Source organism: Rossellomorea sp. GCM10028870 (genome assembly GCF_042666755.1).
Taxonomy (GTDB): domain Bacteria; phylum Bacillota; class Bacilli; order Bacillales; family Bacillaceae_B; genus Rossellomorea.
Map to the genome: position 1 here is coordinate 114,970 of NZ_JBHTGN010000002.1, position 26,513 is coordinate 141,482.

General features: G+C 43.9%; 28 protein-coding genes. 9 read left to right on the forward strand and 19 right to left on the reverse strand.

The window, feature by feature from the left end; genetic code table 11:
* Positions 1 to 46: 46 nt before the first annotated feature.
* The 3 genes from ACFQWC_RS11435 to bioD form a co-directional block, all read right to left on the reverse strand.
* Positions 47 to 205, reverse strand: coding sequence for a hypothetical protein (locus ACFQWC_RS11435; protein WP_341357677.1), 159 nt, complete (start codon positions 203 to 205; stop codon positions 47 to 49).
* A gap of 345 nt (positions 206 to 550) precedes the next feature.
* Positions 551 to 1,870, reverse strand: a complete 1,320-nt coding sequence (gene bioA, locus ACFQWC_RS11440) for an adenosylmethionine--8-amino-7-oxononanoate transaminase (RefSeq protein WP_377107994.1) — start codon at positions 1,868 to 1,870, stop codon at positions 551 to 553.
* A gap of 16 nt (positions 1,871 to 1,886) precedes the next feature.
* On the reverse strand, positions 1,887 to 2,612 hold the full coding sequence (gene bioD / locus ACFQWC_RS11445; protein WP_377107388.1) for a dethiobiotin synthase: 726 nt from the start codon (positions 2,610 to 2,612) through the stop codon (positions 1,887 to 1,889).
* Positions 2,613 to 2,706: 94 nt separating this feature from the next.
* On the opposite strand from bioD, the gene ACFQWC_RS11450 reads away from it, so the two are divergent.
* Complete coding sequence (locus ACFQWC_RS11450) at positions 2,707 to 3,279, forward strand: biotin transporter BioY (protein WP_366141310.1); 573 nt, start codon at positions 2,707 to 2,709, stop codon at positions 3,277 to 3,279.
* Positions 3,280 to 3,438: 159 nt separating this feature from the next.
* Here the strand turns inward: ACFQWC_RS11450 and ACFQWC_RS11455 are convergent, their stop codons facing one another.
* The 3 genes from ACFQWC_RS11455 to ACFQWC_RS11465 all read right to left on the reverse strand — a co-directional run bounded on the left by ACFQWC_RS11455 (position 3,439) and on the right by ACFQWC_RS11465 (position 5,696).
* Positions 3,439 to 4,356, reverse strand: coding sequence for a ketopantoate reductase family protein (locus tag ACFQWC_RS11455; protein ID WP_377107390.1), 918 nt, complete (start codon positions 4,354 to 4,356; stop codon positions 3,439 to 3,441).
* A gap of 130 nt (positions 4,357 to 4,486) precedes the next feature.
* The gene (locus tag ACFQWC_RS11460) at positions 4,487 to 5,095 is read right to left on the reverse strand and encodes a methyltransferase (protein ID WP_299744786.1); all 609 of its coding nucleotides are present in this window, start codon (positions 5,093 to 5,095) and stop codon (positions 4,487 to 4,489) included.
* Between the two features lie 43 nt (positions 5,096 to 5,138).
* The gene (locus ACFQWC_RS11465; RefSeq protein ID WP_377107392.1) at positions 5,139 to 5,696 is read right to left on the reverse strand and encodes a GNAT family N-acetyltransferase; all 558 of its coding nucleotides are present in this window, start codon (positions 5,694 to 5,696) and stop codon (positions 5,139 to 5,141) included.
* A 230-nt stretch (positions 5,697 to 5,926) separates the two neighbouring features.
* Here ACFQWC_RS11465 and ACFQWC_RS11470 point away from each other — a divergent pair, with 230 nt between their 5' ends.
* The 3 genes from ACFQWC_RS11470 (at position 5,927) to ACFQWC_RS11480 (ending at position 7,929) form a co-directional block, all read left to right on the forward strand.
* Positions 5,927 to 6,886 carry a sodium:calcium antiporter gene (locus ACFQWC_RS11470; protein ID WP_299744781.1) on the forward strand — a complete coding sequence of 320 codons (960 nt, stop codon included), beginning with the start codon at positions 5,927 to 5,929 and terminating at the stop codon, positions 6,884 to 6,886.
* 127 nt (positions 6,887 to 7,013) lie between these two features.
* The gene (locus tag ACFQWC_RS11475; protein ID WP_299745136.1) at positions 7,014 to 7,244 is read left to right on the forward strand and encodes a hypothetical protein; all 231 of its coding nucleotides are present in this window, start codon (positions 7,014 to 7,016) and stop codon (positions 7,242 to 7,244) included.
* Positions 7,245 to 7,251: 7 nt separating this feature from the next.
* Positions 7,252 to 7,929 carry an NAD(P)H-dependent oxidoreductase gene (locus tag ACFQWC_RS11480; RefSeq protein ID WP_299744779.1) on the forward strand — a complete coding sequence of 226 codons (678 nt, stop codon included), beginning with the start codon at positions 7,252 to 7,254 and terminating at the stop codon, positions 7,927 to 7,929.
* A gap of 48 nt (positions 7,930 to 7,977) precedes the next feature.
* On the opposite strand, the gene ACFQWC_RS11485 is transcribed toward ACFQWC_RS11480, so the two are convergent.
* From ACFQWC_RS11485 to ACFQWC_RS11500, 4 genes are all read right to left on the reverse strand, one after another.
* Positions 7,978 to 9,036 carry a C45 family autoproteolytic acyltransferase/hydrolase gene (locus tag ACFQWC_RS11485; RefSeq protein WP_299744776.1) on the reverse strand — a complete coding sequence of 353 codons (1,059 nt, stop codon included), beginning with the start codon at positions 9,034 to 9,036 and terminating at the stop codon, positions 7,978 to 7,980.
* 72 nt (positions 9,037 to 9,108) lie between these two features.
* Positions 9,109 to 9,627 (reverse strand): hypothetical protein, encoded by a 519-nt coding sequence (locus tag ACFQWC_RS11490; protein ID WP_299744773.1) that lies wholly within the window; start codon positions 9,625 to 9,627, stop codon positions 9,109 to 9,111.
* A 215-nt stretch (positions 9,628 to 9,842) separates the two neighbouring features.
* A complete protein-coding gene (clpP, locus tag ACFQWC_RS11495; RefSeq protein ID WP_341357672.1) occupies positions 9,843 to 10,442 on the reverse strand; it encodes an ATP-dependent Clp endopeptidase proteolytic subunit ClpP in 600 nt (199 codons plus the stop codon).
* A gap of 3 nt (positions 10,443 to 10,445) precedes the next feature.
* Positions 10,446 to 11,132: a sigma factor-like helix-turn-helix DNA-binding protein gene (locus tag ACFQWC_RS11500; protein ID WP_377107396.1), complete on the reverse strand. Its 687-nt coding sequence runs from the start codon at positions 11,130 to 11,132 to the stop codon at positions 10,446 to 10,448.
* Between the two features lie 184 nt (positions 11,133 to 11,316).
* Between ACFQWC_RS11500 and ACFQWC_RS11505 the strand changes: the two genes are divergently transcribed.
* From ACFQWC_RS11505 to ACFQWC_RS11520, 4 genes are all read left to right on the forward strand, one after another.
* Complete coding sequence (locus ACFQWC_RS11505) at positions 11,317 to 11,985, forward strand: response regulator transcription factor (protein ID WP_377107398.1); 669 nt, start codon at positions 11,317 to 11,319, stop codon at positions 11,983 to 11,985.
* A 1-nt stretch (position 11,986) separates the two neighbouring features.
* A complete protein-coding gene (locus tag ACFQWC_RS11510; protein ID WP_377107400.1) occupies positions 11,987 to 13,357 on the forward strand; it encodes a HAMP domain-containing sensor histidine kinase in 1,371 nt (456 codons plus the stop codon).
* 72 nt (positions 13,358 to 13,429) lie between these two features.
* Positions 13,430 to 14,467, forward strand: a complete 1,038-nt coding sequence (locus ACFQWC_RS11515; RefSeq protein WP_341357670.1) for an ABC transporter permease — start codon at positions 13,430 to 13,432, stop codon at positions 14,465 to 14,467.
* A gap of 1 nt (position 14,468) precedes the next feature.
* On the forward strand, positions 14,469 to 15,122 hold the full coding sequence (locus ACFQWC_RS11520) for an ABC transporter ATP-binding protein (RefSeq protein ID WP_377107402.1): 654 nt from the start codon (positions 14,469 to 14,471) through the stop codon (positions 15,120 to 15,122).
* Positions 15,123 to 15,165: 43 nt separating this feature from the next.
* Here ACFQWC_RS11520 and ACFQWC_RS11525 read toward each other — a convergent pair whose 3' ends face one another.
* Together ACFQWC_RS11525 and ACFQWC_RS11530 are read right to left on the reverse strand one after the other, a co-directional pair.
* Positions 15,166 to 16,188 carry a hypothetical protein gene (locus ACFQWC_RS11525; RefSeq protein WP_377107404.1) on the reverse strand — a complete coding sequence of 341 codons (1,023 nt, stop codon included), beginning with the start codon at positions 16,186 to 16,188 and terminating at the stop codon, positions 15,166 to 15,168.
* Between the two features lie 144 nt (positions 16,189 to 16,332).
* The gene (locus tag ACFQWC_RS11530; RefSeq protein ID WP_341357668.1) at positions 16,333 to 17,199 is read right to left on the reverse strand and encodes a DMT family transporter; all 867 of its coding nucleotides are present in this window, start codon (positions 17,197 to 17,199) and stop codon (positions 16,333 to 16,335) included.
* A 211-nt stretch (positions 17,200 to 17,410) separates the two neighbouring features.
* Here ACFQWC_RS11530 and ACFQWC_RS11535 point away from each other — a divergent pair, with 211 nt between their 5' ends.
* Positions 17,411 to 18,946 carry a multicopper oxidase family protein gene (locus ACFQWC_RS11535; protein WP_377107406.1) on the forward strand — a complete coding sequence of 512 codons (1,536 nt, stop codon included), beginning with the start codon at positions 17,411 to 17,413 and terminating at the stop codon, positions 18,944 to 18,946.
* 146 nt (positions 18,947 to 19,092) lie between these two features.
* Here the strand turns inward: ACFQWC_RS11535 and ACFQWC_RS11540 are convergent, their stop codons facing one another.
* From ACFQWC_RS11540 to ACFQWC_RS11570, 7 genes are all read right to left on the reverse strand, one after another.
* Positions 19,093 to 19,527 (reverse strand): SRPBCC family protein, encoded by a 435-nt coding sequence (locus ACFQWC_RS11540; RefSeq protein WP_299744743.1) that lies wholly within the window; start codon positions 19,525 to 19,527, stop codon positions 19,093 to 19,095.
* Positions 19,528 to 19,559: 32 nt separating this feature from the next.
* A complete protein-coding gene (locus ACFQWC_RS11545; RefSeq protein ID WP_299744740.1) occupies positions 19,560 to 20,336 on the reverse strand; it encodes an SRPBCC domain-containing protein in 777 nt (258 codons plus the stop codon).
* A 227-nt stretch (positions 20,337 to 20,563) separates the two neighbouring features.
* Positions 20,564 to 21,268 carry a LutC/YkgG family protein gene (locus ACFQWC_RS11550; RefSeq protein ID WP_299744737.1) on the reverse strand — a complete coding sequence of 235 codons (705 nt, stop codon included), beginning with the start codon at positions 21,266 to 21,268 and terminating at the stop codon, positions 20,564 to 20,566.
* On the reverse strand, positions 21,255 to 22,694 hold the full coding sequence (locus ACFQWC_RS11555) for a LutB/LldF family L-lactate oxidation iron-sulfur protein (protein WP_299744734.1): 1,440 nt from the start codon (positions 22,692 to 22,694) through the stop codon (positions 21,255 to 21,257). The genes ACFQWC_RS11550 and ACFQWC_RS11555 overlap by 14 nt, the downstream gene beginning before the upstream one ends.
* A 16-nt stretch (positions 22,695 to 22,710) precedes the next feature.
* Entirely contained in the window at positions 22,711 to 23,427 is a 717-nt protein-coding gene (locus ACFQWC_RS11560) for a (Fe-S)-binding protein (RefSeq protein ID WP_299744731.1), read from the reverse strand.
* 342 nt (positions 23,428 to 23,769) lie between these two features.
* On the reverse strand, positions 23,770 to 25,545 hold the full coding sequence (locus tag ACFQWC_RS11565) for an L-lactate permease (protein WP_377107410.1): 1,776 nt from the start codon (positions 25,543 to 25,545) through the stop codon (positions 23,770 to 23,772).
* 225 nt (positions 25,546 to 25,770) lie between these two features.
* A complete protein-coding gene (locus ACFQWC_RS11570) occupies positions 25,771 to 26,490 on the reverse strand; it encodes a FadR/GntR family transcriptional regulator (protein WP_377107412.1) in 720 nt (239 codons plus the stop codon).
* Positions 26,491 to 26,513: the final 23 nt, after the last annotated feature.

Here is a 26,513-nt window from a genome sequence, read left to right on the forward strand (position 1 = left end):
TGTTTTGGTTTTGGGTGGGGTGATTGGAGGTCCGTCCCTCCTTTTTTCACTTTTTGATTTTGAAGAATGAAAAGTAGACGAGAAAGGATAGGATGATACCATAGGCAGCTAATAGGGTAAGGGCATTAGTGGCGTTTGATGTAAGCCAGATAGATATGGCAGCGATGAGGACTATTGGTGCGCTCATCCAGATTGTTTTGCTCATTTTGAGACCTCCTTTGAAACTAAGTGATGGATATTGATATATACGTTTTGGTGGGAGAATGGTTTCCTTTTTTGTTGTTGAGAGGTGGATATTTTGGTGTGTACCCGGTACAATTCAGGGGTTTTGTACCCTGTACATTCTCGCTTTTTTGCCCCCCCTTACAAATCACATTATTTTGACTGTTGGATTCTATCTATATTCCTCCTGTTAATTTCCAGCGTTTTTTCACCTGCTAAACTACCACCCTATCAAACAATAAAGGGACGAACCCCATCCAAGGTCCGTCCCTCTCTCTACTTTCTCTACCGTTTTGATTAGCAGTGCTGGGTGGTTGAAGGTCCGTCCCTAAACCCCAACTGCTTTTTTCGTTGTGATGCATATTGCTTCTTCCATAATTCGTACCATTTTCTCGAGCTCTCCTTCGGTTGTGGCGAGTGGTGGCATGAAGACGATGGTGTCTCCGATCGGCCGGGTCAGCATGCCCAGTTCACGCATCTTTATGGTGGTACGGTAGCCGACTCTGTCTTCCCATAGGAACGGCTCTTTACTGGCTTTATCCTGTACCAACTCAATGCCGCAGATCATCCCTAGCTGTCTAATGCTGCTTACATGGGGATGGTCCTTTAATGGAACTAATAAGGTTTCAATGATTCCCGCTTTCTCTTGAACTTTTTCAATCAGATTTTCTCTTTCATAGATCTCCAGATTCGCCAATGCCGCAGCACAGCCGAGCTGATTCCCTGTATAGGAATGGCCGTGGAAGAAGGTTTTCAATGACGTGTAATCATCATAGAAAGCTTCATAGATTGCTTCTGTGGTAAGGGTTGCTGCAATCGGGAGGTATCCTCCGGTGATCCCTTTTGCCACAGTCATGATGTCCGGCTGGACCTGTTCATGCTCGACAGCGAACATTTTTCCTGTACGGCCGAAGCCTGTTGCCACTTCATCGACAATGAGAAGCACCTCATATTTCCGGCAAAGCTTTTCGACGCCTTTAAAGTAGCCCTTCGGCATAATATTCATACCACCAGCACCCTGTATCAACGACTCCACTGTCATCCCGGCAATCTCATGGTGGTTCTCTTTCAAAATACCTTCCAGCTCTTCGAGTGCACGATCTCGAATCTCTTCCTCATCTACTAAATCTGGATGATGAACGACGTCCGGGAACGGAGCAACGAGTGATTCAAACATAAGGGATTTGTAGACTCTGTGAAAAATGTCCACCTTCCCGACGCTGATCGCACCGACAGTATCTCCATGGTACGCATTTTGGAGAGTGATAAACTTCTGCTTTTCCGGTTTCCCTTTATTTTGCCAGTATTGATAAGCCATTTTAATGGCAATCTCAACAGAGGTTGCACCGCTGTCTGAGTAGAAGACTCTCGCTAATCTCTCCGGGGAAAGTTGGACCAGCTTCTCGGCTAACAAAATTGATGGAACATTGGTGGCACCGAGAAGAGTAGAGTGAGCGATTTTATCGAGCTGATCCTTAATCGCTTGATTGATTTCCTCATTGCGATGGCCATGGACATTTAGCCAAAGGGAAGAATAACCATCAAGATATTCGTTCCCGCAGATGTCCCGAAGATAAACCCCTTCCCCGCTTTCAATCACCAACGGGTTCTCATCATAATCTTTCATCTGTGTAAACGGAAGCCACATATATTGACTGCTTTTTTCAATAAGCTGTAATTGATTCACTCTGTATATCCTCCTCTGACTCTTCTAGTTTCCAATTCTTGAATAATTCCGCTACATCGACAGTTTCAAAAGAATCCTGTGATATGTTTGGCAGTACACCGATTACCTTTACACCGGTTAATGTTTCAATCATTCGTTTGTTGTCCCGCTCGATCTCCTCCATTTCATCTATGGATGTCTGATTCAGGATGATGCCTGCAATTTTAATACTCCGCTGTTTCAATGCCATCACAGATAGTACCGTATGATTAATTGTGCCAAGTCCAGCCCGCGCGACAAGAATGACAGGCAGTGACACTCGTTCGATTAAATCAAGAATGGTTGCTTCTTCGTTTAACGGGACAATCAGTCCTCCCGCTCCTTCAATCAGTAAAAGTTCGTGAATGCCTTGTAACTTCTCCACTTGTTCTAAAATTGGCTTCAATTCAATCGAAACACCGTCTATTACAGCTGCCAGATGAGGAGAGCTTGGCGTTTTTAATACATATGTATTCGCATCTTTTCCAAAAGAACGATTGGTGACCTCTTCATAAAATTCAGTATCAGGGGCTACTAGTCTACCTTTTTTCAAGACAGCTCCACTTTGTACGGGCTTATAGGGGAACGCATCAATGCCCTTTTCCAAGAAGTACTTTGTTAACAATCCAGTTGTTATCGTTTTTCCGATATCCGTATCTGTGCCGGTGATGAAAAACCCTTTCATCATTTCCCTCCTTTTATGTCAACCTTATTTACAAATAGGTTAACATTTAAGATAATAACAATCATACCACAGTTTTAAGGAGGAGAAAATGGAAATGGGAAAAACTAGAGAGATGGTCTTATGTGGTCTTTTTGCGGCATTAATGGCAGTAGGAGCGAATGTGTCTCCGTTTTTAATGATCGGAGGAGTTCCGGTCACCCTTCAATTGGTGTTTGCCATCATTGCCGGAGGAGTGCTTGGAAGCCGCGTGGGCGCGAAGGCGATGACGGTTTATTTAGCTCTGGGATTAGTAGGGGCACCGGTGTTTGCACAATTTAAAGGAGGACCTTCAAGTTTATTCAGTCCTACCTTTGGATTTATTCTATCCTTTATCGTGGTTGCGTTCGCCGTGGGAATCGTTTTGGAAAGGAAGCGTACATTTGGAGGATATCTCATTGCAGGAATCCTCGCCCTATTGTTAAATTACATAATCGGAACGAATTTCATGTACCTTGCCCTAACATTTTGGGCAGAAGCACCGGACGGATTCAGTTACACGGTTGCCTGGGGATGGATGGTTGCGTATCTCCCGCTGGACGTAGTAGTCACGGTTGTTTCCATGGTGGTTCTTCAGCGATTATATAAGGTGGTCCCGTCGAGGAATATGAGTCCTTCTTTTCATAAATAAGGGGATGGTGCAATGAGCTTGTATAGATTGGCAGCTGAGGGATTGGATTCAGCTGCTGATTTTCAGCATTTATTTCACAACTGCCTTCCATAAAACCAACTCCATTTCACAAAAAAAAACATCCAACACCTTATAACAGGCATCAGATGTCTATCATCTTTATTTACTCGCTGTCTCATAAATCTTCAAATTCCCATAAATCAAACGCAACTCTTTTGCTTCAATCCCCTGTGCTTCAGCAGCCTTCAATAAATATCCGTATAAATGATCCGCTTCTACGGAGAGATTTTTTTCCATATCCCGCTGTAAGGATGATTTCATACTGTAGCCCATTTGATTGATTTTATCGTATTGAGCTTCTTCTATTTTCTCAGCAAGTGGTGCTTTCAAGCTTTTCATAACCGCTGCGGCTTCATAAAGGACTCCTTTGATCCTATCTGCACCCTCACCTATTTCCCGAATCGGTCCAATCGGTGCCCGGAATAAGGATGTTACACCTGAAAGAGTGGTGATAAATAAATACTTATGCCACATATCCTGTTCGATGGTGTCGGATAATCGAAAGTTTGCCTTCGTTCCTGAAAAGGCCTCATCTAGCTTCACAATTCTATCCGTTCGCTCACCACTTCTTTCTCCAAAAACGAGATCATGAATGGGACTCGATTGAATGACCTTCCCTGTTTCATCAAGCGTCGACTCCACAAAGCATAAACCGCCAATCACTCTTTCTTCCCCGAATGCTTCTATAAGGTCGCCTACGTGTGACATCCCGTTTAAAAGTGGAAGGATCATCGTATTTTCACCTACAAAGGAGTGAATACTCTCGATAGCTCCCTTGAGATGATAAGCCTTGGTTGAAAGGATAATGGCGTCAAAGGGCTCTGCTTTTTCTTCTGATCTCAGCGTTTTCGGCTCGCAGTGAAAATCACCATGTACACTTTCAATAAGCAATCCATGCTCTTTCAGCTGCTGCTCTCTTCGCTCACGGACGAGAAACGTAACATCCTCACCCTTTTCTACCAATCTACCTCCGAAGTAGCCACCAACGGCACCTGCACCAACAACTAGTATTCTCATTCTCCAACCGCCTCCTTTTCCTTTTCACATGCCATGTACTATTCTCCGATATGAAAGCGGATAAATCAAAAATATTGGCTTTGCCCTAAAAAAAAGGTGCCCTCCCAAAGCTAGTCAGGAGACACCCCATTCAATACATCAAACCGTACACCAAAAATCGCTCATACTCATTCTTTTCATAATCCCCTGACAAGTTCACTTCTTTCCGCAAGACAAAAAGGGGGTGATCTTCTAAATAATGCACATAATCATCCGAGCTATAATACAACACGATCTCGATATCACGTGGTGATTGTTCCACTGAAAAGAGGATGTTATTGATGATCCTCATGAAAATTTGAACAGAGAACGGATTGAAAAAGTAAAATCGGTTATCCTTTGGATGGATCCTATACTCTTCTGCCAGGCAGTGATAAAAGTAGAGATTTTCACGTTTGGCTTTTGCTTTTTTTAAATAGCTTTTCCGGTTCGCCACGGCTTCTTCATAAAACTCTTCATTCATTTCAATGCCAACAACGGTAGATTGAAATAGGTGGTGAATTAAGAAATTCAATCGTCCTTTCCCACAACCGAAATCGACCACACGATCGCTGCTATTCAATCTATAATGTCGGAATAATTCATCCAATGCCTGATACGGAGTCGGCTCGTACCGATGATAATGAAAAGACCGGTGAAACCCCATCTGCAACTCACTCGTACGAACACCTAATAATTCATCATAATACTCTTCCTTCATACATACTCCTTTTTGAAGGTCCGTCCCTCTCGGGCCTCAAAGTTTAGTAGAGGTAACCAAGCATGTCCAGTTGGCCGCTTGACCATTTTTTGGTACCTATTGGTTTGATCATGAGTTGGTTTATGGTTTCGGTCCCAATGCCCCTGGTGGTCTGGTTTTGGTCGTTGATTTTCATCCACCTGCATTGGTTGGACACCGATTGGAAGCCATTTTTTTTATATAAGGAAGGATCATCGGCAAATAAGAGAAGGAAATCGATATTTCGCCCATTACAGAACCTTTCTAATTCGAAGAGAAGTTGTGATCCGATTCCCAGGGAGCGACTACCCTTTGAAACGCACAAATCGATTACCCCCAATACATTTATAGGCTCACCTTCCAATTTCATGACTCGGTAATCCACCCCAACATGCCCCACTAAACGTTGATCTTCGTTATGGACGAGATACCTGAAATGAGGAATCTGTTTAAAGTAAATTCTATCATCAGGATAGCCATCTCCAAAACATTCATTTAATAATTCTTGTATTTCAGCTTTCATTTTTCCTTTGATATCATAATCAACTATTTGTTTCACTTGATATTCCCTTTCCACTTTCACACGTTCGCCTCCTCATAAAATAATATAAGCACTTTCATTGACAAACCTTCAAAATCCTAATACATTAATAGTAACAAGGGGAGTAGCGACCGGTAAACGGCTGGTGAATCGTCATCACGGTATGAAAATACCTGGTTCATCAGGCTTTAGCTCATTCTTCAGCACGCAAGACCTTGGTACAAAATTTGTGCCGGGGTCTTTTTTGTATGCGCTGGCTTGGAGGAGATTATATGGTTTACATTGTTTTTCTACTTGCTGCAGCCATCGTGGTTGCGGCTGCTATTTACCTGAATCAGTTCGGAGATGTCATCAGTAAGAAGTCTTCATTAAGTGGGGCTGTCGTTGGAACATTCCTCATTGCAGGGGCAACGTCACTTCCGGAATTAACAACGAGCTTAACGGCGGTTTATATCGATAACCCTGATATTGCCGTAGGAAACATGCTCGGCAGTAATGTGTTCAATCTTTTTATTCTGGCAGTGGTGGATCTGATTTATCGTAAAAGAAGATTGTTCCAAAAGGTGAACAGGAAGGCAAATATTCCTTCTGCCCTATTTGGATTCCTGTTTCTCACGATCATCATTTTCGCCCTTTTTATGCCGGGCTCCATTGAAGTTTTTGGCGTTGGGATTGAGATGTTCTTTATTATCATTCTATACTTCGTTGCGATGAAATTCGTTTCCAGCGATGATGCAGAAGGAGAATCTGTACCTGCGAAGGATTATTCCCTAAAAGCGGCCGTTATAGGTTTTATCATTGCTGCACTGGTCGTATTTGCGTCAGGAAGTGTGTTATCGATTGCAGGTGACCAATTGGCAAAGGCAACAGGTATGAACGCAAGCTTTGTAGGCAGCTTTCTCATCGCTGCTTCCACTTCCCTGCCTGAGCTTGTTACAGTCCTTGCTGCTTTTAAACTGGCAAACTATAATATGGCGATCGGCTCTATTCTCGGAAGCAACCTCTTTAACATACAACTGCTCGTCCTGACCGATGTCCTTTACCGAAAAGGCGCCATCCTTGAAGCAGTCGACAGTTCCCATATCTTTATCGCGGGATTGGGATTATTGATGACACTCGTCATCGTCTACTTGCTTCTTCGCCCGACAAACGTGATGAACAAGTGGAGATATATGGCTCCATCTTTTATTATAACCGTTTTGTATATTGTCGTATCTTATGTATTGTTTTAAATATCAAAGAGGGCAGGACAAAAGTGTTTTAGTCTAAGTAAAACCCGAACAAACCTGCTTCCTAGAAGGTGGATTGGTTCGGGTTTATATTTATTTCCATACATTTGATTTTAGCTGTTTCCAGCGGTTGATTGGAGTGCAAGACGAAGACTCCTGCGGGAAAAGTAGCTTATGTGAGACCCCGCAGGCTTGCCGAGGAGGCTCACCGGCTACCCGCGGAAAGCGAAGTCTTGCACGGAAATCATTAGCGGTATTAAGAAACTACACCAAACGATTAAGAATTGTTCAGGCACATCACATGATTCACCTTCTCACTTATGGTAAATTAAACATGATTGAATCAATGGATAAGGAGTGAATGTTTAATGGCTGATAATAAAGAACAAGTAAAGCAAGACATTTTAGATGCCTACCATTTTAGACATGCAACAAAGGAATTCGACCCAAACAAGAAAGTGTCCGATGACGATTTCAGGTTCATCATGGAAACCGGCCGTCTGTCACCAAGCTCGTTTGGATTCGAACCTTGGAGATTCGTCGTGATTCAAAATCCTGAACTGAGAGAAAAGATCAAGAATACGGCTTGGGGAGCGTACGGAAAGCTGCCTGAAGCCAGTCATTTCGTCGTGATCCTGGCCAGAACGAAAAAAGATACGAAATACGATTCACAATACTTACAAGATCATTTTAAAAACGTGAAACACTTGCCTGAAGATCATATGGCAAAATACTTAGAAAAGATCGAGCAATTCCAGAAGGTTGATTTCGATTTACTTGAAGGCGATCGTCCCCTATACGACTGGGCCGGAAAGCAAACCTATTTAGCCCTTGGAAATATGATGACGGCAGCCGCTCAAATCGGGGTCGACTCGTGTCCGATCGAAGGCTTTGACATTGAAAAGTTGAATACGCTTTTAGATGAAGAAGGGTTATTGGAAGATGGTCGTTTCAGCATTTCCGTCATGGTGGCATTCGGATACCGGGTAAAGGATCCAGTACCGAAAACGCGTCGACCATATGAAGATGTCGTGAAGTTCGTTTAATCTTAATATGCCCCCGGTTACAGGACCGGGGGCATTTTTTATGAAATTCTACTGTTTAAACCAATCGGCTCCTTCATCCATGTGCACAAAGGGAATATCCGTATCCACCTCACCCATGATCTTTTCAAGGACAACATCTTCCCCTTCAAGCCACTTGGCAAAATCAAAGACAACTGGTTCCCGGTCCCCACCCAGGGCAAACCAAGCCTTCATCTCACTAGGAAAATAAGCAGATGTATGGATGGTGCCAGCCCAGCTTCCGTATAAATCGGAGAAAACGCCTTTATCAGTATCATTCATTAAGCGGAATGCTTCATGGGCATCTGTTGCCTGCTTATTTTGAATGATACTCAATCGGCGTTTCGAATCGACCAGATGATTTCGATTTTCATGAGTCATCACTTCAAAATGATTCGTACACGCATTCGACTGCCGAATCTCCACGCCACGAGGGGAAGTCTCAATGATAAAGGTTTCACCGCTTCTGTCATACACCACATAACTAAAAGAGTGCCGGTGAGGAATTTCTTTCAGCATCTCAACAGCTTCCGATACATCTCCGCATGATTCCAGAATCAAACGTCCAATCATACAGCAAATGAAGCCATCCCCCGGGTTTTTCCGATGCATGAAGTTATATCCAATGGCCAATCCTTTCTCATTCATACCGTCCATCCGTCCCGTCACCCGCTGACTCGGTCCGATGATACTATACCCTCCATCCGTCGGCTTGTAAAAGGTATACCTTCCCTCATACGTCTTCGGATGATAATCATAATTTCGGATCAAATAATTTTTGCCCGTCATAATCGAGCAGCCGGACTTCACATACTCAACACGATATCCGCCAAACTCCTTCAGTACTCTTTCCAACGGCCACTCGAGCGCCTCTTGTAATCCAAGAAGTTCATCCCAGATGCCAGGGGCAAATCTTTTGATCGCTCCCTTTGTTTCCCGGATGCCGATGGAAAAGCGCTGTTTTCGTACCTTCCATTGATTCTCGCGATTTCTCACCGTGACCGAATCCTTTATCCTAGACCCTTGCATATAACCAAAATCGTAATGAGATCCACGAAATTGAATCACATCGCTATGTATTGTTTTCATGCTAAAACCTCTTTTTGTCAGAATGTATTCTATAAGGATAATAGAATGGATGAGAAAAAGAAAGGAATCCTGCTACACACGCCTATCAACGGGAAGAAAAACCATTATCACAAAGCATATGACAAACGCCACCCCCGATACCAATAGCCCAAGAAAGAATCCTACAGAGGTCATAACCCCGTCCTCACCTGGATACTGAGGTACATAAGTGACCCATTGATACAGGATGAACAAAAAGAGAAGCAAATAGAAACTGCTTCCCACCATACCTGCCTTCAGTCTCTCACCTTTCTCCCACTCTTTCGCACTTCCAATTGAACTCCACACCAGGATACTCACCACAACAGCAGCCAACATGATAACAAGGTGAAGGTATGGAATCATCATCAAGGTAAGACCATACAATATCAGTCCTGTTGTACCAAATAAAACCAGATTCATCCCAAATAAAAAACATCCGACTGCCCAAGGATTTTGAAACCACTCATACGTATTCAAGGAATCAATCCACTTAAATGAATAGGCTTTCTCACTTGGCGTTCTCATGAAAATAAAAACCCCGATAAGCCCCAAAAGTATAACCAATGTCACCTGCGATTCCTCCCTCATACACATAAAATATCATGGTTTATTTTACCATACCCTTCTTGAGTTATGGCGTATCGTGAGAAATGTACCAGGTACAAATCCCACGTTCTGTGCCTGGTACACCCTTCCCCTTCGTTCAGCTGCTGAATTCCTCTCCATTATCAGCAAATGAATGACATAAAAAAGGAACGGCCCCAACGACCGTCCCTTCCTTTCCATCATTTCTTCTCTATAATTTCATCGATAATCCCATATTCCTTCGCCTCATATGCACTCATGAAATAATCACGGTCGGTATCAAGGGCAACCTTTTCAACGGGCTGGCCTGTTTTTTCAGAAATGATTTCGTTGATGTGCTGTCTTAGCTTCAGAATCCGCTTCGCTGAAATCTCCAGGTCTGTAGCCTGCCCACGGGCACCACCTAATGGCTGATGAATCATGATTTCACTGTTTGGTAAGGCAAACCTTTTTCCCTTTGTCCCTGCAAGCAGCAGCATCGCGCCAAAAGAAGCCGCCATTCCGGTGCAGATCGTTCGAACATCAGGACTTATATAGTTCATCGTATCAAAGATGGCGAACCCCGCTGAAGTGGAGCCACCAGGGCTATTGATATATAAGGAAATGTCTTTCTCCGGATCGTCTGCAGCAAGGAATAACAATTGGGCGACAATGCTGTTGGCCATCTGGTCATTCACTTCATCACTCACCATGATGATCCGGTCTTTTAACAATCGTGAATAAATATCGTAGGATCGTTCCCCTTTGCTTGACTGTTCAATGACATAAGGTATGGTATTCATCCTTACTTCCTCCTTCATTCGTTATGCAGCTAGTGAGAGGACGCTTGAAGGAGAGCCAGACGTTCGTACAAATCGGCCTTGGGCGGGAGCATGTGCAAGGAGGATTGGAATGTATGCCAAAAGAAGACTGGGATCCTGGGCCATTAGGCTGCGGTATAAAATCGCGTTCAACTCCTTCTGAAGCGCTTCATTCCAGTAGGTTTGAACGCCGCACCCGTCTCCATCATCGGAGAATTTTTTCAGCTTTTCCCTCGATCGATTCAGCAAGGCTTTCACAGCGGTTTCCGTCATCCCCAGAACTTCTGCCACTTCAGAAATCTTGAATTGAAACGCCTCTTTCAAAACAAAAGTGACTAACTGTTTGGGTGTCATCTTTCTTGAAAGCTTCCCCAGGGTTGCAAGACTGATCCCCTCATTTGGAATGTCTTCAGCCTTCACTTCCGGGACTCCGCCAATCGCTTCCTTACTCTGTTTCCGAACTTTATCCACCCATAGATGATAAGCGATTTTATTAAGTAAAGATGATTTCCACTGTTGAGCAGGATAATGACTCAGTGCCTTACATATGGACTCTTGAGCCAAGTCCTCACCGTCCCATTTGCTCTTCGTCAGAAAATAGCAGTATCGATAGAGCTTGGGAACAAGCTCTTCCATGACTTCATCATTTGGCTGTCCTTCATTCTTTTTTAAGCCAGATCTCGTTTGCATCGTCCTCACTCCTTTGAATCCTCTCATACTTATAACGGATGAATTGGTTAAAAAGATATGGGTGAAAGATATTTTTATTTATATTATATCCAACAGTACTGGAATGGGTCATTAATTGGTGTAAGCAGCGTGAGTTATGCTAAAGTTGATTCATAAAAACAGGTGACGGAAAAGAGGATTAGTGATGATTTCAATACTTGTCGTAGATGACGATCCCCATTTACGTAAGCTTATACGTGTTCATTTAGAGCAGAATGGCTATTTGGTTACTGAAGCACAAGACGGGGACGCAGCTTGTGTCATTCTTGAAGCACAGTCGATCGATTTGGCGATTGTCGATTTGATGATGCCAAATAAGGATGGGTTTCAATTGGCGAAGGAAATCAGGGAAACCTACGATATTCCGATTATTATTTTAACCGCTAAGAACAGTCTTACCGATAAAGCGAAAGGCTATGAAGCCGGAACCGATGATTATATGGTAAAGCCCTTTGAAAAGGAAGAGCTTCTCTTTCGAGTACAAGCGATCCTGAGGAGATTTCACCGTGCCGCTCCCCAGAAAATTCGTCTCAATGAAATGATTCTTGATAAACGATCGTACGAAGTGAAGGACGGAGCAAAAACAATCATTCTTCCACTTAAAGAATTTGAATTATTATATTATTTAGCGAGCTTCCCTAACAGAACCTTTTCACGGGAAGAAATCATTCAACATGTATGGGGAATGGACTTTGAAGGGGATGACCGAACGATTGATGTCCATATTAAAAGGCTTCGTGAACGTTTCCGTCATTCCGATGATTTCTTGATCACTACTGTCCGTGGAATTGGCTATAAATTGGAGGTGACCTAAAATGCGCTCGCTGTATGTCCGGATTGTTGTCGTCACCCTTCTTATCATGTTGACGAGCAGTGTCATTGCTTTCATCGGTTCGAATCTTTACTATCAACATATTTTAAAGCCAGCCAATGATGAAAAAAACACTGAAATCGCGAAAGACATCGTTGATCTATTTAATGCAGCTTCAATGGATGCTCCTGGTTTTTTTCAAAAAACGGCGAAGCTCAGCTATCAATTTTATGTAACAGATGGGAAAGTTCCCGGAACATTCTACGGAGAGGACTTCCGTGATCAAAGCCTTTCTCAGGAAATTGTAGAAAGTGTTGTGAACGGATCCACTTACCATGGAATTGCGAATTATCCATCTACCACATTTGTGACCGGATTTTTCTCAAATGAATTAACCAACAGCATTGGTGTTCCCATTGAAATTGATGGAAAACCCCGTGCCCTGTTCATGAGACCCAATGTGAAACAACAGTTTAATGAAATTCATATTCTTTTATCTGTCCTGCTTCTTTTTACGATACTTCTCAGCATGCTGATCGTGTTCTTCAGTACCCGCTATCTTGTGAAACCGATTCGTGAATTGACGAATGCCACGAAGAAAATTGCCGGCGGTGAGTATTCGATTCGATTGAATGAAAGCCGCAAGGACGAAATCGGTACCTTAGCCCGCTCCTTTACAACCATGAGCCGGCAGCTGATGCAGGTGGAGAATATGCGACAGGAGTTCGTTTCAAATGTTTCGCATGAAATCCAGACGCCCCTGTCCTCCATGAAGGGCTATGCCAATCTGCTTCTCTCCCCTTCCTTGTCAGAAGAGGATCGGGACCATTACTTAAAAGTGATTGAATCAGAAAGCACCAGGCTGTCGAAGCTGAGTAAGCAGCTGCTGACCCTCGCTTCTCTCGATAAGGATAATGGATCGATTCAACATGAACCCACTAACATGACTCAATTGCTCCATGATCTCATGAAACAAACACGATGGCTGTGGGAAAGAAAAGACCTCGCTGTGTCCATCCAAGCCGATGATGTGACTTATAACGGTCACGGAGAGCTGCTCTATCAGGTATTTGAGAACCTGTTGGCAAATAGCATCAAATACACACCCCCAGGGGGCGAAATCAACCTGTTCCTTCACAAACATCACCAGGGGTTCAGGTTTATTATTGAAGACAGCGGAATCGGCATTCCTCCTGAACACCAGGGAAAGATATTTGAACGTTTTTACAAAGCAGATTACTCACGAAGTAAAGAAAAGGATAGCAGCGGCCTTGGCCTTTCCATTGTCAAAAAGATCATCACCCTGCACCATGGTGAAATCCATGTTGAGAGCAGGACCAATAAAGGAACCACCTTTACGGTGACTCATCCTTAATCCGTTGTTCATCTTCCGTTCATACTTCTCTTTTATCATTAGTGAGAAGTAATGAAAGGGAAGGTGATTTTTTTGTTTCTAGCATGGAAAGAAATGCGCTATGGGAAGGTAAAGTTTTTATTAATTATAGGCATTATCACATTAATCACGAGCCTGGTACTATCGATATCAGGACTTGCCAATGGATTATCGGTGGATAACGCTTCGGCTATAAAGAATATGCCTGCTGACACGTATGTGGTGGAAGCTGGTGACAAGCATCAGCTTGAACGATCACAGATAACAGAACAAGAGATTGCTTCTATAAAAGGAGGATCTCCTCTTGGTTTGAAAATGGTAGAGATCGATCAGGGGGGCAAGACGGTAAATGTAAGCCTATTTGCCGCTGACCCCGACAGTACTTTTATGCCAACGACGGCAGATCACCCGAAGCTTGCTCCCTATGAAGTTCTTGCTGATCCTGGCCTGAAGAAAGAAGGGTTGGAGATTGGGGATTCCTTCACCTACGACGACAAAAAGTGGGTGATCAAGGGATTTACTAAAAAACGATTCAGCTACGGCCACACGCCGGCCGTTTTTACATCTTTAGAAACATGGGAGGATCTTTATGGCGATTCGCTCACATACCAAGCGATTCTATTTACGAATGAAGGAATGATAGACACGCCTTCAAAAATGGATACCGTGTCTAAAGAAGAGATTCTATCTAATGTGCCTGGCTATTCTGCAGAGCAAGGCTCACTGAATATGATGGTGATCTTTCTGCTCATCATATCAGCGATTGTATTAGCCACCTTCTTCTATGTCATGACCCTGCAAAAACTTCACCAATACGGTGTTTTAAAAGCGATCGGGACGAAAGCGGGCATTCTTCTCGGTGCACTATTCGCGCAAATTTCCACCCTTACCATCGCAGGCATCGTTGCAGGGAATGTCGTTACCTTCGGACTTACATTAGTGATTCCGGCAGACGTACCTTTTGAATTATCGGTCACCATGATCCTATTCAACAGTGCATTAATTCTATTGATGGCGTGGATCGGTTCCCTTTTATCCTTTAGAAGCATTGTGACTGTGGATCCATTACAAGCAATCGGGAGTGTGAAATAAGATGACAGCCATTTTAGAGTTACATGATGTGAGCAAAACATATGAACAGGGAAATGAGAAGCTGAAGGTATTGGACCATGTATCCATGAGGGTAAATCCAGGTGAGTTCGGTGCCATATTAGGACCTTCCGGATCGGGAAAGAGTACGCTTCTCTCCATCATAGGAGCCTTAACCAGTCCGTCGAGTGGTGAAGTGAAAATGAACGGGCGAAACGTCCACAATCTAAACGAGAAAGAACAAACATCCCTTCGCCTCAAAGAGATCGGCTTTATCTTTCAACAATCAAACCTGGTTCCTTTTTTAACGGTGGAAGAGCAATTAGTGTTTGTAGGAAAGCTGAATAAACTGGGGGACAGACTCCGGAAACGGGCAGGGGAATTATTATCCCACCTCGGATTGGCTGATCGCAGGTCCCATTATCCTGAACAGCTGTCAGGCGGGGAGCAGCAGCGGGTTGCCATCGCCCGTGCCCTCATGAACGAACCAAGATTGATCCTCGCAGATGAACCTACTGCAAGCCTGGATCAAGCTCGCGGCAAGTCCGTCGTGGAGCTTCTCGCCAAGGAAACAAAGGAAAGAAATATCGCCACCATCATGGTGACACATGATGAAACGATGATCGGGCATTGTGATTGGGTGTATCGGATGAAGTGATCGATGCTGAGTGCCTGACTTTATTAAAAGTCAGGCACTTTTTTCATGAATTCCTTACCTCCAACAATTCCTTCAACCTCTCCGGCTCATCCACCCTTAGAGCAATTTCAGAGACTCTTTGCTTTCTCCCCATAAACATCGTTGCTTCCACTGGTTCTTTCAAAGATAGAACGACTTGTGGATGAATCTCTTCAAAGTCTTTATGCATGAAAACGAGTGCTTCTTTGCCAGGTTTCCTCCCCCATTCGATTTGTTCAATTTGATTAAGAGGTAAGCCTATTCGTTGCATCAACCCTTGCGTCACATAAAGATGACCATTTTTCACTTCCAGTGGATGCAGCCTGGTAATCTGAATTTCAGCTATAAACAATAGAACGGTATAAACGTTCAGAATCAAGAGAATGAAAGACAGAATCGGAAGCTTGGAATGAAGCCACCAGTGGATACCGATCGTCTCGATCACGACGGCATGGATGAGCATGATGTTCATGGCAACGGCACTGGTCTTATGATGCATCGTTACTGCACCGGCATGGACAGGAGGTTTGCGGCGCCAGCACAATAGAGCATAGTAAACCATTAACACCTCTGAGGAAAGGATCCGGATCAGAATGTGACCGGTCACTTTTTTCTCTACTGCCGGCAGCAAAGAAAAGATCGGCCCTACTCCAGATGATCTCATGGCAGATCGAATTTCCGGGAATTTTCGTACAGCAAGGAAGATAAGCCCAACCTCTGCTGCCAGGAATAATACTTCTAAACCGATCCCGGAATAGAGAAGGATAGTGAACGGTTCAAATAATTCTTCAGGAATGATGAATCTGGCTAACACAAGGCCGAATACCATCAATCCAACGACTTGTTTCTTCGACAGTTTGAATGCGGCATAGGCCAGGGCCGGGGAAATAATCATCAAATCCAGTAGAGATCCTATGACTACTCCCCTCTCCAATTCTATCGATAGAAATCGTTGAACCACTGATTGATACAATAAAAGATTACTAAGGAGAACGACACCTAACAGGGCGATTGCCCACTTGGCTGATTTTGTTTCGCGCAGGACCATGAAAACTCCCCTCTCCGCAATTAATTCCATATACTTACATTATAGCTCTTTCAGCTTTTTTGGAAATACTGATTTTCAAAAAGCTGTCATTTTCTCTTTCCTTAACAAAAAAATCCCCATCCGGTTAAGGGATGAGGAAAGGAATCATGCTTCTGATTTGTTACCTGCTTGATTATTTTTCAAAAACATATATAACGAAGCAGCAAAGATGATGACGTATCCGATGATGCTTAATACGTCAGGAATCTGCCCGAATAAGAAGATGCTGATCATGGCGGAATACACGACGGTTGAATAGAAAAAGATTGATATTTCCCTTGCAGGTGCAAACTTGTAAGCCATCGTGATTCCGAACTGACCCACTGTCGCGAAAACGCCGGCGGATAATAGATAAATCCATTGCTGAGCGCTCATCGGTTCATAAAAAGCGATCACGAACGGAATAAGTACGACAGTCGTAAAAAATGAAAAGTAAAAGACTACCGTATAAAATTTCTCTCTGCTTCCCAACACACGAAGGACCGTGTATGCCCCTGCTGCGAAAATAGCAGAAAACACTCCAGCCAAATATGGAATAACATCAAAGGAGAACGCAGGTTTGATGATAAACAAGGTACCGATAAAAGCAATGATGATCGCCACTACCTGGAAAACACGTGTCCTTTCCCTCAAGAAAATAGCCGAGAAAATGATGGTCAGGAACGGACTGAGCTTATTCAACATATCGGCATCGGATAACACCAGATGATCAATCGCATAGAAGAACAGGACGATCCCGACAGCCCCTAAACTGGAGCGCAGCAACAGCAGCTTCTGATTTTCTTTCTTTCCGAATAATCGCTCCTTATGATAGCGGACAAAACCGAATGCGATGAATGCAGAAACGATGTTCCTAAAAAAAGTTTTTTGGATCGTCGGCACATCTCCTGACAGCTTCACGAATGCAGCCATCAGGGAGAAACCAAACGCTGATAGAAGTAATAGGAGTATTCCTTTATTTCGATTTGACATGACTTCCTCCAATGATTGAACGATTTAGCAACTTAGATAGTGTAACAAATTTATGATGATTTATGGAGAATTTAAACTGAAGTTAAAGAGCCCGACAAAAAACGCTACCCTCCAATGGGAATAGTGTATTCTACCTTTTTTATAGGGAAAGAGGATATTTCAAAAACGACCGAAATACATATCAATAAATGGTTCCATATAAAGGAGGATTATGATGCTTGAGAAATTCGTCGACCAGCTGCCTGTCATGGGAACGATCCATCCCACCTCTTCGCACAAGGATTCCTTTTATTACGAAGTGACCATGAAGGAGGGAATGCAAAAGCTTCACCGGGATCTCCCTCCTACTAAAATATGGGGTTACAACGGACAATTCCCAGGTCCTACCTTTAGAGCGAAACGCAATCAAACTGTGCGGGTACTATGGAAAAATGAACTTCCAGAGGAGCATTTCCTCCCCATCGATACAACTGTTCACGGGGCGGAAAAGGATAACCCGGAGGTCCGTACCGTGGTTCATCTTCATGGTGGCGCTACCCCTGATACGAGCGACGGTTACCCAGATGCCTGGTTTACAAAGGACTTTAAAGAGGTCGGTCCTTTCTTTGCAGTGAAAGTCTACACGTACCCCAATCAACAGCCAGCCACTACTCTTTGGTACCATGACCATGCAGTAGGGATCACCCGCCTGAATATATATGCCGGACTCGCAGGTGCTTATATCATCCATGACGAAAAGGAAAGGTCTTTGTCCTTACCCCAAGTTCCATACGATATTCCCTTGGTGATCATGGATCGTTCCTTCAATAAAGATGGATCACTCTACTATCCTTCACAGCCTGATCCTCCCAATACTTACGTCAATCCCTCCATCCGCTCTAATTTCTTTGGAGACACGATCCTGATTAACGGGATGGTATGGCCATACTTAGAAGTCCAACCACGCCGCTATCGCTTTCGGATAATCAATGCTTCTAATTCCCGGACGTATCAACTCTCACTCTCTAACGATCATCCGTTTATCCAAATCGGTTCCGATCAAGGTCTCCTCCCTGCACCTGTTAACGTCCGGAAGATTTTACTCGCTCCAGCTGAGCGAGCGGATGTCATCCTGGACTTTTCTTCCATGAGAGGGCAAGTCATAACCATCCAAAACGATGCGCCGGCACCTTTTCCAACGGGTGATCTTCCTGATCCTGATACGACGGGAGTCCTGATGCAGTTCCGTGTGAACAAACCACTCGTAGGGACAGATACGAGCAAGATTCCATCAACATTAAATGCTGTACCAAGGTTGAAAGAGAGCAATGCTTATCAAACCAGAAATCTTCTGTTGAACATGAGTAATGATCAATACAAGCGGGAAATTCACCTTTTAAATAATCAATTATGGTCGGATCCAATTACAGAAATGCCCCATCTTTGGAGTATTGAGATATGGAATTTCATCAACGTAACAGAAGAATCCCACCCCATCCACTTGCATTTGGTCAGGTTTCAAGTCCTCGACCGACAGAAATTCGATAAGGAGATCTATCAAACGGGAGGGAGTGTTGTACCCATTGGACCTCGTATCAAACCCGAGACCAATGAGCAGGGCTTGAAAGATACGGTTTGTGCAAACCCAGGGGAAATGACACGGATTATTGTGCCATTCGGTCCTTATACAGGGTTATATGTCTGGCATTGTCATATTTTAGAGCATGAGGATTATGAAATGATGAGGCCTTATGTGGTGATCAAATGAACATGAATACAGTCCGCCCCTTTTCAGGAGCATACTTCTCTTTTTAGGCAGACAGGGGACACACACCAGATTTTTCTTGCTCACCATTCCACAAGAAAAAGGAAGGCTGAATTCTTTAGTTTCAAAAGAAAACAGCCTTCTTCCTTTTAGCTCTCCAAAATGTCTTTGATTCTTTTTAAATCCTTTTTGTTCGCTTTTTTCATCATGGTAGACATAAAAGGCGCCACCCATTTAGAAAAACCGGTGGGCTTTCCTTGATTTCGGAGAGTCATCCTTGTCACTTGTTCATCAAGTGCCTCCCATGTATAGGTGGTTTCCATTGGAAACGGTCCGTTTGCGGTTTTCATTACAAGCTTCTCACCCGGGATAAACTCCGTAATTTCATAAACGTAAGAGAGTTCCTTCCCTAAGAATTTTGCTTTAAATGCAACTTGAGAGTCAATGGATAAAGGCTTTTCCGTCAACCATTCTGCCGAATCAATATTTACGTACCATTCTGGTGCATTATCTGGATCGGCAGCATACTCCGAAACCTTATGAAGCGGGCAGCGAATGGTTATTTCTGTCAGTACATCTACCATTTTTATCACCTTTTATGAACTTTTTCGTATTTTTATTTCTCTTCCACATATTTTTTCAGCAGGGTACCCAGTAGGTAACTCCACCCTTCTGAATGCTTTTCCTGCCAATCGTCTTCAATGACTCCTGATGCAGTATGGGATAGCTGAAGAAGCGTGGAATCGCCTTTTTCAATCAAGCGGTATGTGTATGCACTGTTTACGGCACCTTGCATACCAAGGTGGCCATGGAGACGGATTTCCTCAGGAGCATTAACGTAATACACCGTTCCCCAAAGCGCCCCCTCGTTTTCACGCCACTTCTCAATAAATTGCCCACCAGGTACAGGATCAAATGTGAATTGTGAACTTACTCCCTCAGGAGCCAATTTAAACTCCCACCAATCCCCCGCTTGCTCGGTTAACGCTTTAAATACCTGTTCCCTTGGTGCATCTATCATCACTTCTTGCTCAATACGAAATACTTTACTTCTTTCCATTCCTTCTTCTCCCCCTTTGTTTTCTGCCAATGCCTGTAACTTTAACAGCGAATTGGCGGTAGACTCCATATACTTTCCTACCCACCGATTGTGCATTTCCTGAAGCGGAACCGCGTTAAGGTAATTTCGTCGGTACTTCCCTTCCCGCTTCACCACCACCAAATTCCCTTCCTCCAAGATCGTCAAATGTTTCATGATCGCATATCTTGTCACCTCGGGAAAATGCTCATTCAGTTCACCGGTTGTTCTTGCCGACTGCTTCAACAGGTCCAGGATTTCCCTTCTTATCGGGTGCCCCAGCGCCTTAAATAATGTGGAAAGTTCGTCCTTCATATTAACGATCCTTTCATTGTGTTTTACATGTGAATGATTGGTCACCTATAATATGTGACTTTATAGTAACATGATGAATATAATGAGTCAATCACGTGTTGAAGAGGAGATATTGGTATGGTGTGGGTTGGCCTAAATTGAGTGAATGATGGAGAAGTTCCCCTCCCCTTTTCTAATAAAAAAACCTGATCACTGGTACATAAACCAGTAATCAGGTCCAGGATTTTTCATCGATCATCCACAATTATATACGTAGCCTTAACAGGACCATGCACACCCACAATCAAATTCATTTCAATATCCGCGCTGTTGCTTGGACCTGATATAAAGTTCACGCAGGATGCGACACGTTCACCGCTTTCGATTTTATTGTGAATGTCTCTGGCCACTTGGGTCATCCTTGGGACGATCGTACTTTTGGGGATGATGGCGATGTAGACAGCAGGGAGCAAGCTGACTGCACGTCCCTTACCATCATCACTATATAAGACAACCGTCCCCGACTCGGCAAGTGTGGCATCGCTAAAGGTAATACCGATATCAGCAGTCGCTGAATAAGCAAGATTCTCTTCTCCGCCATTTCGATCCCATACACGTACATCCATCCCATCATCTCCAAAATCAGATAGACCAAACTCGGCAAATCGCGGGTCATCCCAGGTCACAACTGTTTTCCCACCGTAATCCCTTATAAGGTGGGGGATCAGCGTGGATAACTCAGATGCAACGGTTTCATGTACGTCGGTATGAATGATCTGGCACTGCTTCTTTAATACGTCAACGAGCTGATCCTGAGAGTAATCTTTGTACACTTCCCATTGGGGGTTGTGATTCCATTGAGGCTTGTCAACATGCGATTTGCGCTCTCTTCCCAGATGAGATGCCAGGTTATTCAAAAACGAATCACGATTCTTAATATTACCGATGCTCATCCGCTTTTCCCTCCTTCTGTCTTTTTTTATACCAATCTCTGAATCGATCTTTCTTCGGTGCAGGAAAGTCACGGGATTCGGTCCAGTTTTTCAATGGTCCCGGTCCGTTTGAAATCTTCCCGTCTCTTGTAAAAGCAGCAAAAGTCGTTGGTGCGAATCTGGACCCGATATTGTACATGGCTGGTGAAGCCGTTCCGAGACTGAAGGCCTTCATGGATAGATTTTCAAAAATAGGGGCCTTTCCTTCCTTCTCAACGATTTCCTGACGATGACGGAGTAAATGTTCGTGAAGCGGAATTTTAACCGGGCATGCTTCCGTACAAGCTCCGCATAATGTGGATGCATACGGCAGCTCTTTATAATCTTCATATCCACCAAGTAGCGGAGACAAGACAGCTCCCACAGGCCCGGGATAAATCGATCCATACGAGTGGCCGCCAACATGTCGATAGACAGGGCACACATTGATGCAGGCTGCACAACGAATACAATGTAGAATCGATTGGAAGGCGGTACCCAAGATTTTCGAACGGCCATTGTCGACGATTACAAGGTGAAATTCTTCTGGACCATCCACTTCTCCTTCTTGTTTAGGACCCGTCAGAGCGGTGATATAGCTTGTCAGCTTTTGTCCGACTGCGGCACGGGTCAGCAGGCTAACGAGGACCTCCATCTCTTCCCATGTCGGGACAATCCGCTCCATTCCCATTACGGTGATCTGCGTTTTCGGCACCGTCGTGACCATACGGGCATTCCCTTCATTGGTCACAAGAGAGATTGTGCCTGATTCGGCAATGGCAAAATTACATCCTGTGATTCCGATATCAGCCTGAAGAAATTCTTCCCTTAACTTTTCCCGTGCAAATAAAGCCAGTTCTTCCGGTTTTTCTGTCTTGTCATAGCCGAGTTTGTTTCGAAATACTTCCTGGATTTGTTCCTTATTTTTATGAAGGGCAGGAGTCACGATATGAGAAGGTGGATCGTGATCATCGACTTGAAGTATCCATTCTCCCAGATCACTCTCAACAACCTCGCAGCCCGCTTTTTCCAAGGCTTCATTCATATTGATTTCTTCTGTCACCATGGACTTCGATTTAACGACTTTTTTACCGTCCTTTTTTTTCACAACATTTGTAATATATTCGTTGGCCTCTTCTGCAGTTTCCGCAAAAAATACATGGCCGCCGCGTCCCGCTACATTTTCACTCAATTGCTCAAGATAGTAATCAAGGTTTTCAATGGTATGGGAACGAATTTCTTCCCCAAGCTTACGCCAATCTTCCCAATTCCCCAATTCTTCGGCCGCGTTTAACCGGCCATCCCGGAAACGCCCTTGAGCAGAGGAAACGGCTCCCCTCATAAACGTGTCGGCTAGCCCGCTTGAAACGCGATCGTTAAAGGATTGATTTCCTATTTTCATTGCCATTTGCCTTCCTCCTTTCTTATCGACTATTCAATACAGAAGCAATATGCATGACCTTTACCGGCTTGCCCTGCCTCTCAATGCGCCCACCAATATTCATCAGGCATCCGCAATCCGCACCTATTAAAATATCAGCTTTTGTTTCTTCCACATGCTGCACCTTTTCATCTACCATTTGCTCTGAAATCGGGGACATTTTCACCGAGAATGTCCCACCAAATCCACAGCAATCATGACGATGTGGCAGCGGTTTCATTTCTAACCCTTCCACATGACTTAGGAGTTTCATAGGGGCTTCCTTCACCCCCAGCAGACGCGTCATATGACAGGAAGTATGATAGGTGGCTACCCCATCGAGCTTCGCACCTACATCCTCGACTCCCAGCACATCGACGATAAATTGAGTAAGCTCATACGTTTTATCCGCTAATTCTTGAGCACGCCCCTCCCATTCAAGGTCCCCTTTAAAAAGATGAGGATACTCCTTAAACATGGTTCCGCACGATCCGGACGGAGTAATCACATAGTCCGAGTTCTCAAAAACCGAAATCATATGCTTCATTGATTCCTTCGCCTTCGCTACATATCCACTGTTATAAGCAGGCTGACCGCAGCAGGTCTGCTTTTCTGGAAAATCAACCTCACACCCAAGCCTTTCAAGTAATTCAACCGTATCCATTCCCACATCGGTCTGAAATATGTCTATTAAACAAGTCACAAATAATGATACTTTCATAGACCTCACCTTTACTTTCCGGAAAAATTCATTGGAATTCTCTGCTAGTTCACTAATAGTACTAGTGTAAAACGTAGATCACTTTAAGTCAACAGGTCATCAGATGACTTGGTTTGGATTATCTTTTAGTAAGTTCGATGCATACGTTTGTCATTCCTCTTTTAAATGATAATGGTATTTGTGTTCAACTGTTGAAATTTGATTGAATGTTAACTGTTGATTTTTGTGTTGAATTCACCTGCTGATTATTCCCATTTTTTCAGCATATGGACATACACCCATTTCAAAAGCTAAAAACAAAGCAAGCTCACTATTAATGGGAGCTTGCTATATGACCATTCCTTATGCTGTTTGTTTCAAGTCTTTCTTGCTTTGTTTTTGCCCATTTATGATAAGGCCGGCAATCATCACTACAATTCCAACCAGGATGAACGTGCCAATGTTAAAGCCGATTCCATTAATCAAGACGTACCCAATCCCCCCGGCAAATAGGACGTAAAAACCCATTGGAATGAGCGTCTTTCTAATGAGATTTCCTTCTTTTCCGATTAACCCTGCAGCAGATGAAGCAGCAACGACATTATGAACGCAAATCATGTTCCCTGCGGCCCCTCCCACTGCTTGCAGTGCAACAATCACGGCAGGCGTTGCCAGGATATTATCCGCTACTCCAAACTGGAAAAGGGAAAACATCATATTGCTCACGGTGTTACTTCCGGCAGCAAAGGCACCTATGGCCCCGATCGTAGGAGCTGCCAGTGGCCAATAACTTCCGAATACATTGGAAATCCCTTCAGCTAACACCAGTGGCATACTTGTATACTCTGCAGCATTGACACCTGAATTGATGAATACCTGGACCATTGGTACAGCGAAAATTAAAGCTGCCATTGCACTGACGATGGTTTTATAGGAATCTTTTACGGCGCGTCCGTAATCTTTCATATTCATTTTATAGATAAAAATGCTGATCAGTGAAACGAAGATAAAAATCGTTCCCGGTATGTTCAATGGTTTTGATGCAACCGAGATCGTCGTACCAAATACATTGTCTGCTGATAAAACCCAGGCCTGTATCCAGTCTGTGAAAGGCAGCGATTTTAACCTCGTAAGAACTAATAGGACCGCTACTAAGAGATATGGCATCCAAGCTGCAAGGAATGAAATGTTTTTCTTGGGTTTTTCTGTTTCGTCAATTTTCAGCGAACCATTCCACGCCGGGTCCCAATTTGATGGTTTGTCAAAATCCCATGTTCGTTTTGGAACAAATAATCCTTTTTTAGCCGCCGGCACCACGATGGCCAAGCCGACTAGACCACCGATCAAGGAAGGAAATTCCGGTCCAAGAAGGTTCGCTACAAGCGCATAAGGAATCGTAAACGCCAATCCTGCAAATATAGCAAACTTCCAAACGGCCAATCCTTCTTTGATGGATTTATTTCTTCCGAAGAAGTACGTAAGCATGGTGACCATAAAGAGGGGAATGAAGATTCCGATGATTCCATGAATGATGGCGACCTGACCGCCGATTCCATTTATGTAGGTATCCATGGTCGTTCCTTGTTCTGCCACGTATCGCTGAACCAATGGTGAATCCTTTAACCCTGTATTCACTCCGATCAGAATGGGAGTTCCAACTGCCCCAAAGGAAACGGGAGTCGATTGCAGGATTAAGGCGACCATGACGGCTCCCATGGCCGGAAAACCGATCGCAACGAGGAGTGGACCAACGATCGTCGCTGGTGCTCCCCATCCTGCAGCTCCTTCCAGGAAAGCTCCGAACAACCAACAAACGATGATCGTCTGTACGCGCCGGTCAGGTGAGATACTCGTGAATCCTTTGCGGATCGTGAAAACAGCTCCACTTTCCTTTAACGTATTTAATAATAGAATCGCTCCGAATACGATGACTGCCACTTCCAGTGCGGTTACAACCCCTTTCACACTTGCGGCTGCAATCTGATTCCCCGGCACCTCCCACACAAACATGGCCATCAGCACGGTCACAATCAACGAAACAGGCATCGCTCTCTTTGCCGGCCATCTCAATACAACTAAAAACAAGAAAACCGAAAAAATAGGCATGGCCGCCAATAAAGCTAACATACCAACACTCATCCTAACTTCCCCCTCTAAAAGTGAATTTCATTTTCTCCCACAAACTCCCCAACAAATCATGTTAACAGGTCATCAGATGACTAATATATGTAACAGTATAAATAAAACGCTTACATACCACAACCTTATTTTTGTAATTTTATAAAAAATCAAGAGGGACGGACCTTCATCAAAGCTCAATCCTTGTTAAATCAAGGTTTGGTCTTTTTTGGAGGTCCGTCCCTCTTATTCTTGGATGTCCTCGAAGTATTTCATGAGGACTTCTTCGACGCTATGTAGATGGTGGAGCATGAGTTGCTGTGCTTTTTGTCCGTCTTTTGCTTCGATGGCTTCGTAGATGTTTTGGTGTTCCTGGTATAAGCGATCCAAGGTCGACTTTTTTGAATATAGCCAGAGACGTCGCGTTTCTCTCATGGTGGTGACCATCATTTCCGACACATTGTTCATGAGGCCCGTCAACAGTTCATTTTGTGAAGCCTTGGCAATCGCCATGTGGAAACGGAAGTCTGCTTCTTCCCCCAGTTCTTCATCACTGGCTGAATGCATCTGATCTAAAGCCGTTTTAATTTCTTTAAGCTGCTCGTCGGTTCTTCTCGAAGCAGCCGCTTCAACAGCACCTACCTCTAATATCCTCCGCACTTCCAGCAATTGTTTTACGTCATCTTTTTTCATTAAGGCTGCAATATATATGGGAAGAGAAAGCATGCTTGAATCGAATTCTCTTACATATGTACCTTCACCCTGATGCATTTCAACTAATCCCATCGCCCTTAACGCGCTCAATGCTTCACGGACAGCCGAGCGGCCCACTTGAAAATTCTCAGCCAACTGCTGAACGGAATCCAGCTTGTCGCCTGACTTCAACTGACCCGATTTAATCATATCGATCAAAACCTCAGCCACTTCTTCATATATTTTTCGCGGTTTAATTCGTTTATAATTCAATCGTTTTCACCCCAATATGTATG

Bases quoted from the DNA above. Each gene is read 5' to 3' on its own strand.
- ACFQWC_RS11450 (WP_366141310.1), top strand. From the start codon at position 2,707: ATGGGAAAAACTAGAGAGATGGTCTTATGTGGTCTTTTTGCGGCATTA.
- bioD (WP_377107388.1), bottom strand. From the start codon at position 2,612: ATGAAAGGGTTTTTCATCACCGGCACAGATACGGATATCGGAAAAACG.
- ACFQWC_RS11535 (WP_377107406.1), top strand. From the start codon at position 17,411: ATGATGCTTGAGAAATTCGTCGACCAGCTGCCTGTCATGGGAACGATC.
- ACFQWC_RS11525 (WP_377107404.1), bottom strand. From the start codon at position 16,188: ATGGTCCTGCGCGAAACAAAATCAGCCAAGTGGGCAATCGCCCTGTTA.
- ACFQWC_RS11565 (WP_377107410.1), bottom strand. From the start codon at position 25,545: ATGAGTGTTGGTATGTTAGCTTTATTGGCGGCCATGCCTATTTTTTCG.
- ACFQWC_RS11555 (WP_299744734.1), bottom strand. From the start codon at position 22,694: ATGGCAATGAAAATAGGAAATCAATCCTTTAACGATCGCGTTTCAAGC.
- clpP (WP_341357672.1), bottom strand. From the start codon at position 10,442: ATGAAGGAGGAAGTAAGGATGAATACCATACCTTATGTCATTGAACAG.
- ACFQWC_RS11505 (WP_377107398.1), top strand. From the start codon at position 11,317: ATGATTTCAATACTTGTCGTAGATGACGATCCCCATTTACGTAAGCTT.
- ACFQWC_RS11520 (WP_377107402.1), top strand. From the start codon at position 14,469: ATGACAGCCATTTTAGAGTTACATGATGTGAGCAAAACATATGAACAG.
- ACFQWC_RS11470 (WP_299744781.1), top strand. From the start codon at position 5,927: ATGGTTTACATTGTTTTTCTACTTGCTGCAGCCATCGTGGTTGCGGCT.
- ACFQWC_RS11480 (WP_299744779.1), top strand. From the start codon at position 7,252: ATGGCTGATAATAAAGAACAAGTAAAGCAAGACATTTTAGATGCCTAC.
- ACFQWC_RS11460 (WP_299744786.1), bottom strand. From the start codon at position 5,095: ATGAAGGAAGAGTATTATGATGAATTATTAGGTGTTCGTACGAGTGAG.
- bioA (WP_377107994.1), bottom strand. From the start codon at position 1,870: ATGTGGCTTCCGTTTACACAGATGAAAGATTATGATGAGAACCCGTTG.
- ACFQWC_RS11550 (WP_299744737.1), bottom strand. From the start codon at position 21,268: ATGAGCATCGGTAATATTAAGAATCGTGATTCGTTTTTGAATAACCTG.
- ACFQWC_RS11500 (WP_377107396.1), bottom strand. From the start codon at position 11,132: ATGCAAACGAGATCTGGCTTAAAAAAGAATGAAGGACAGCCAAATGAT.
- ACFQWC_RS11435 (WP_341357677.1), bottom strand. From the start codon at position 205: ATGAGCAAAACAATCTGGATGAGCGCACCAATAGTCCTCATCGCTGCC.
- ACFQWC_RS11560 (WP_299744731.1), bottom strand. From the start codon at position 23,427: ATGAAAGTATCATTATTTGTGACTTGTTTAATAGACATATTTCAGACC.
- ACFQWC_RS11530 (WP_341357668.1), bottom strand. From the start codon at position 17,199: ATGTCAAATCGAAATAAAGGAATACTCCTATTACTTCTATCAGCGTTT.
- ACFQWC_RS11545 (WP_299744740.1), bottom strand. From the start codon at position 20,336: ATGAAGGACGAACTTTCCACATTATTTAAGGCGCTGGGGCACCCGATA.
- ACFQWC_RS11455 (WP_377107390.1), bottom strand. From the start codon at position 4,356: ATGAGAATACTAGTTGTTGGTGCAGGTGCCGTTGGTGGCTACTTCGGA.
- ACFQWC_RS11510 (WP_377107400.1), top strand. From the start codon at position 11,987: ATGCGCTCGCTGTATGTCCGGATTGTTGTCGTCACCCTTCTTATCATG.
- ACFQWC_RS11540 (WP_299744743.1), bottom strand. From the start codon at position 19,527: ATGGTAGATGTACTGACAGAAATAACCATTCGCTGCCCGCTTCATAAG.
- ACFQWC_RS11485 (WP_299744776.1), bottom strand. From the start codon at position 9,036: ATGAAAACAATACATAGCGATGTGATTCAATTTCGTGGATCTCATTAC.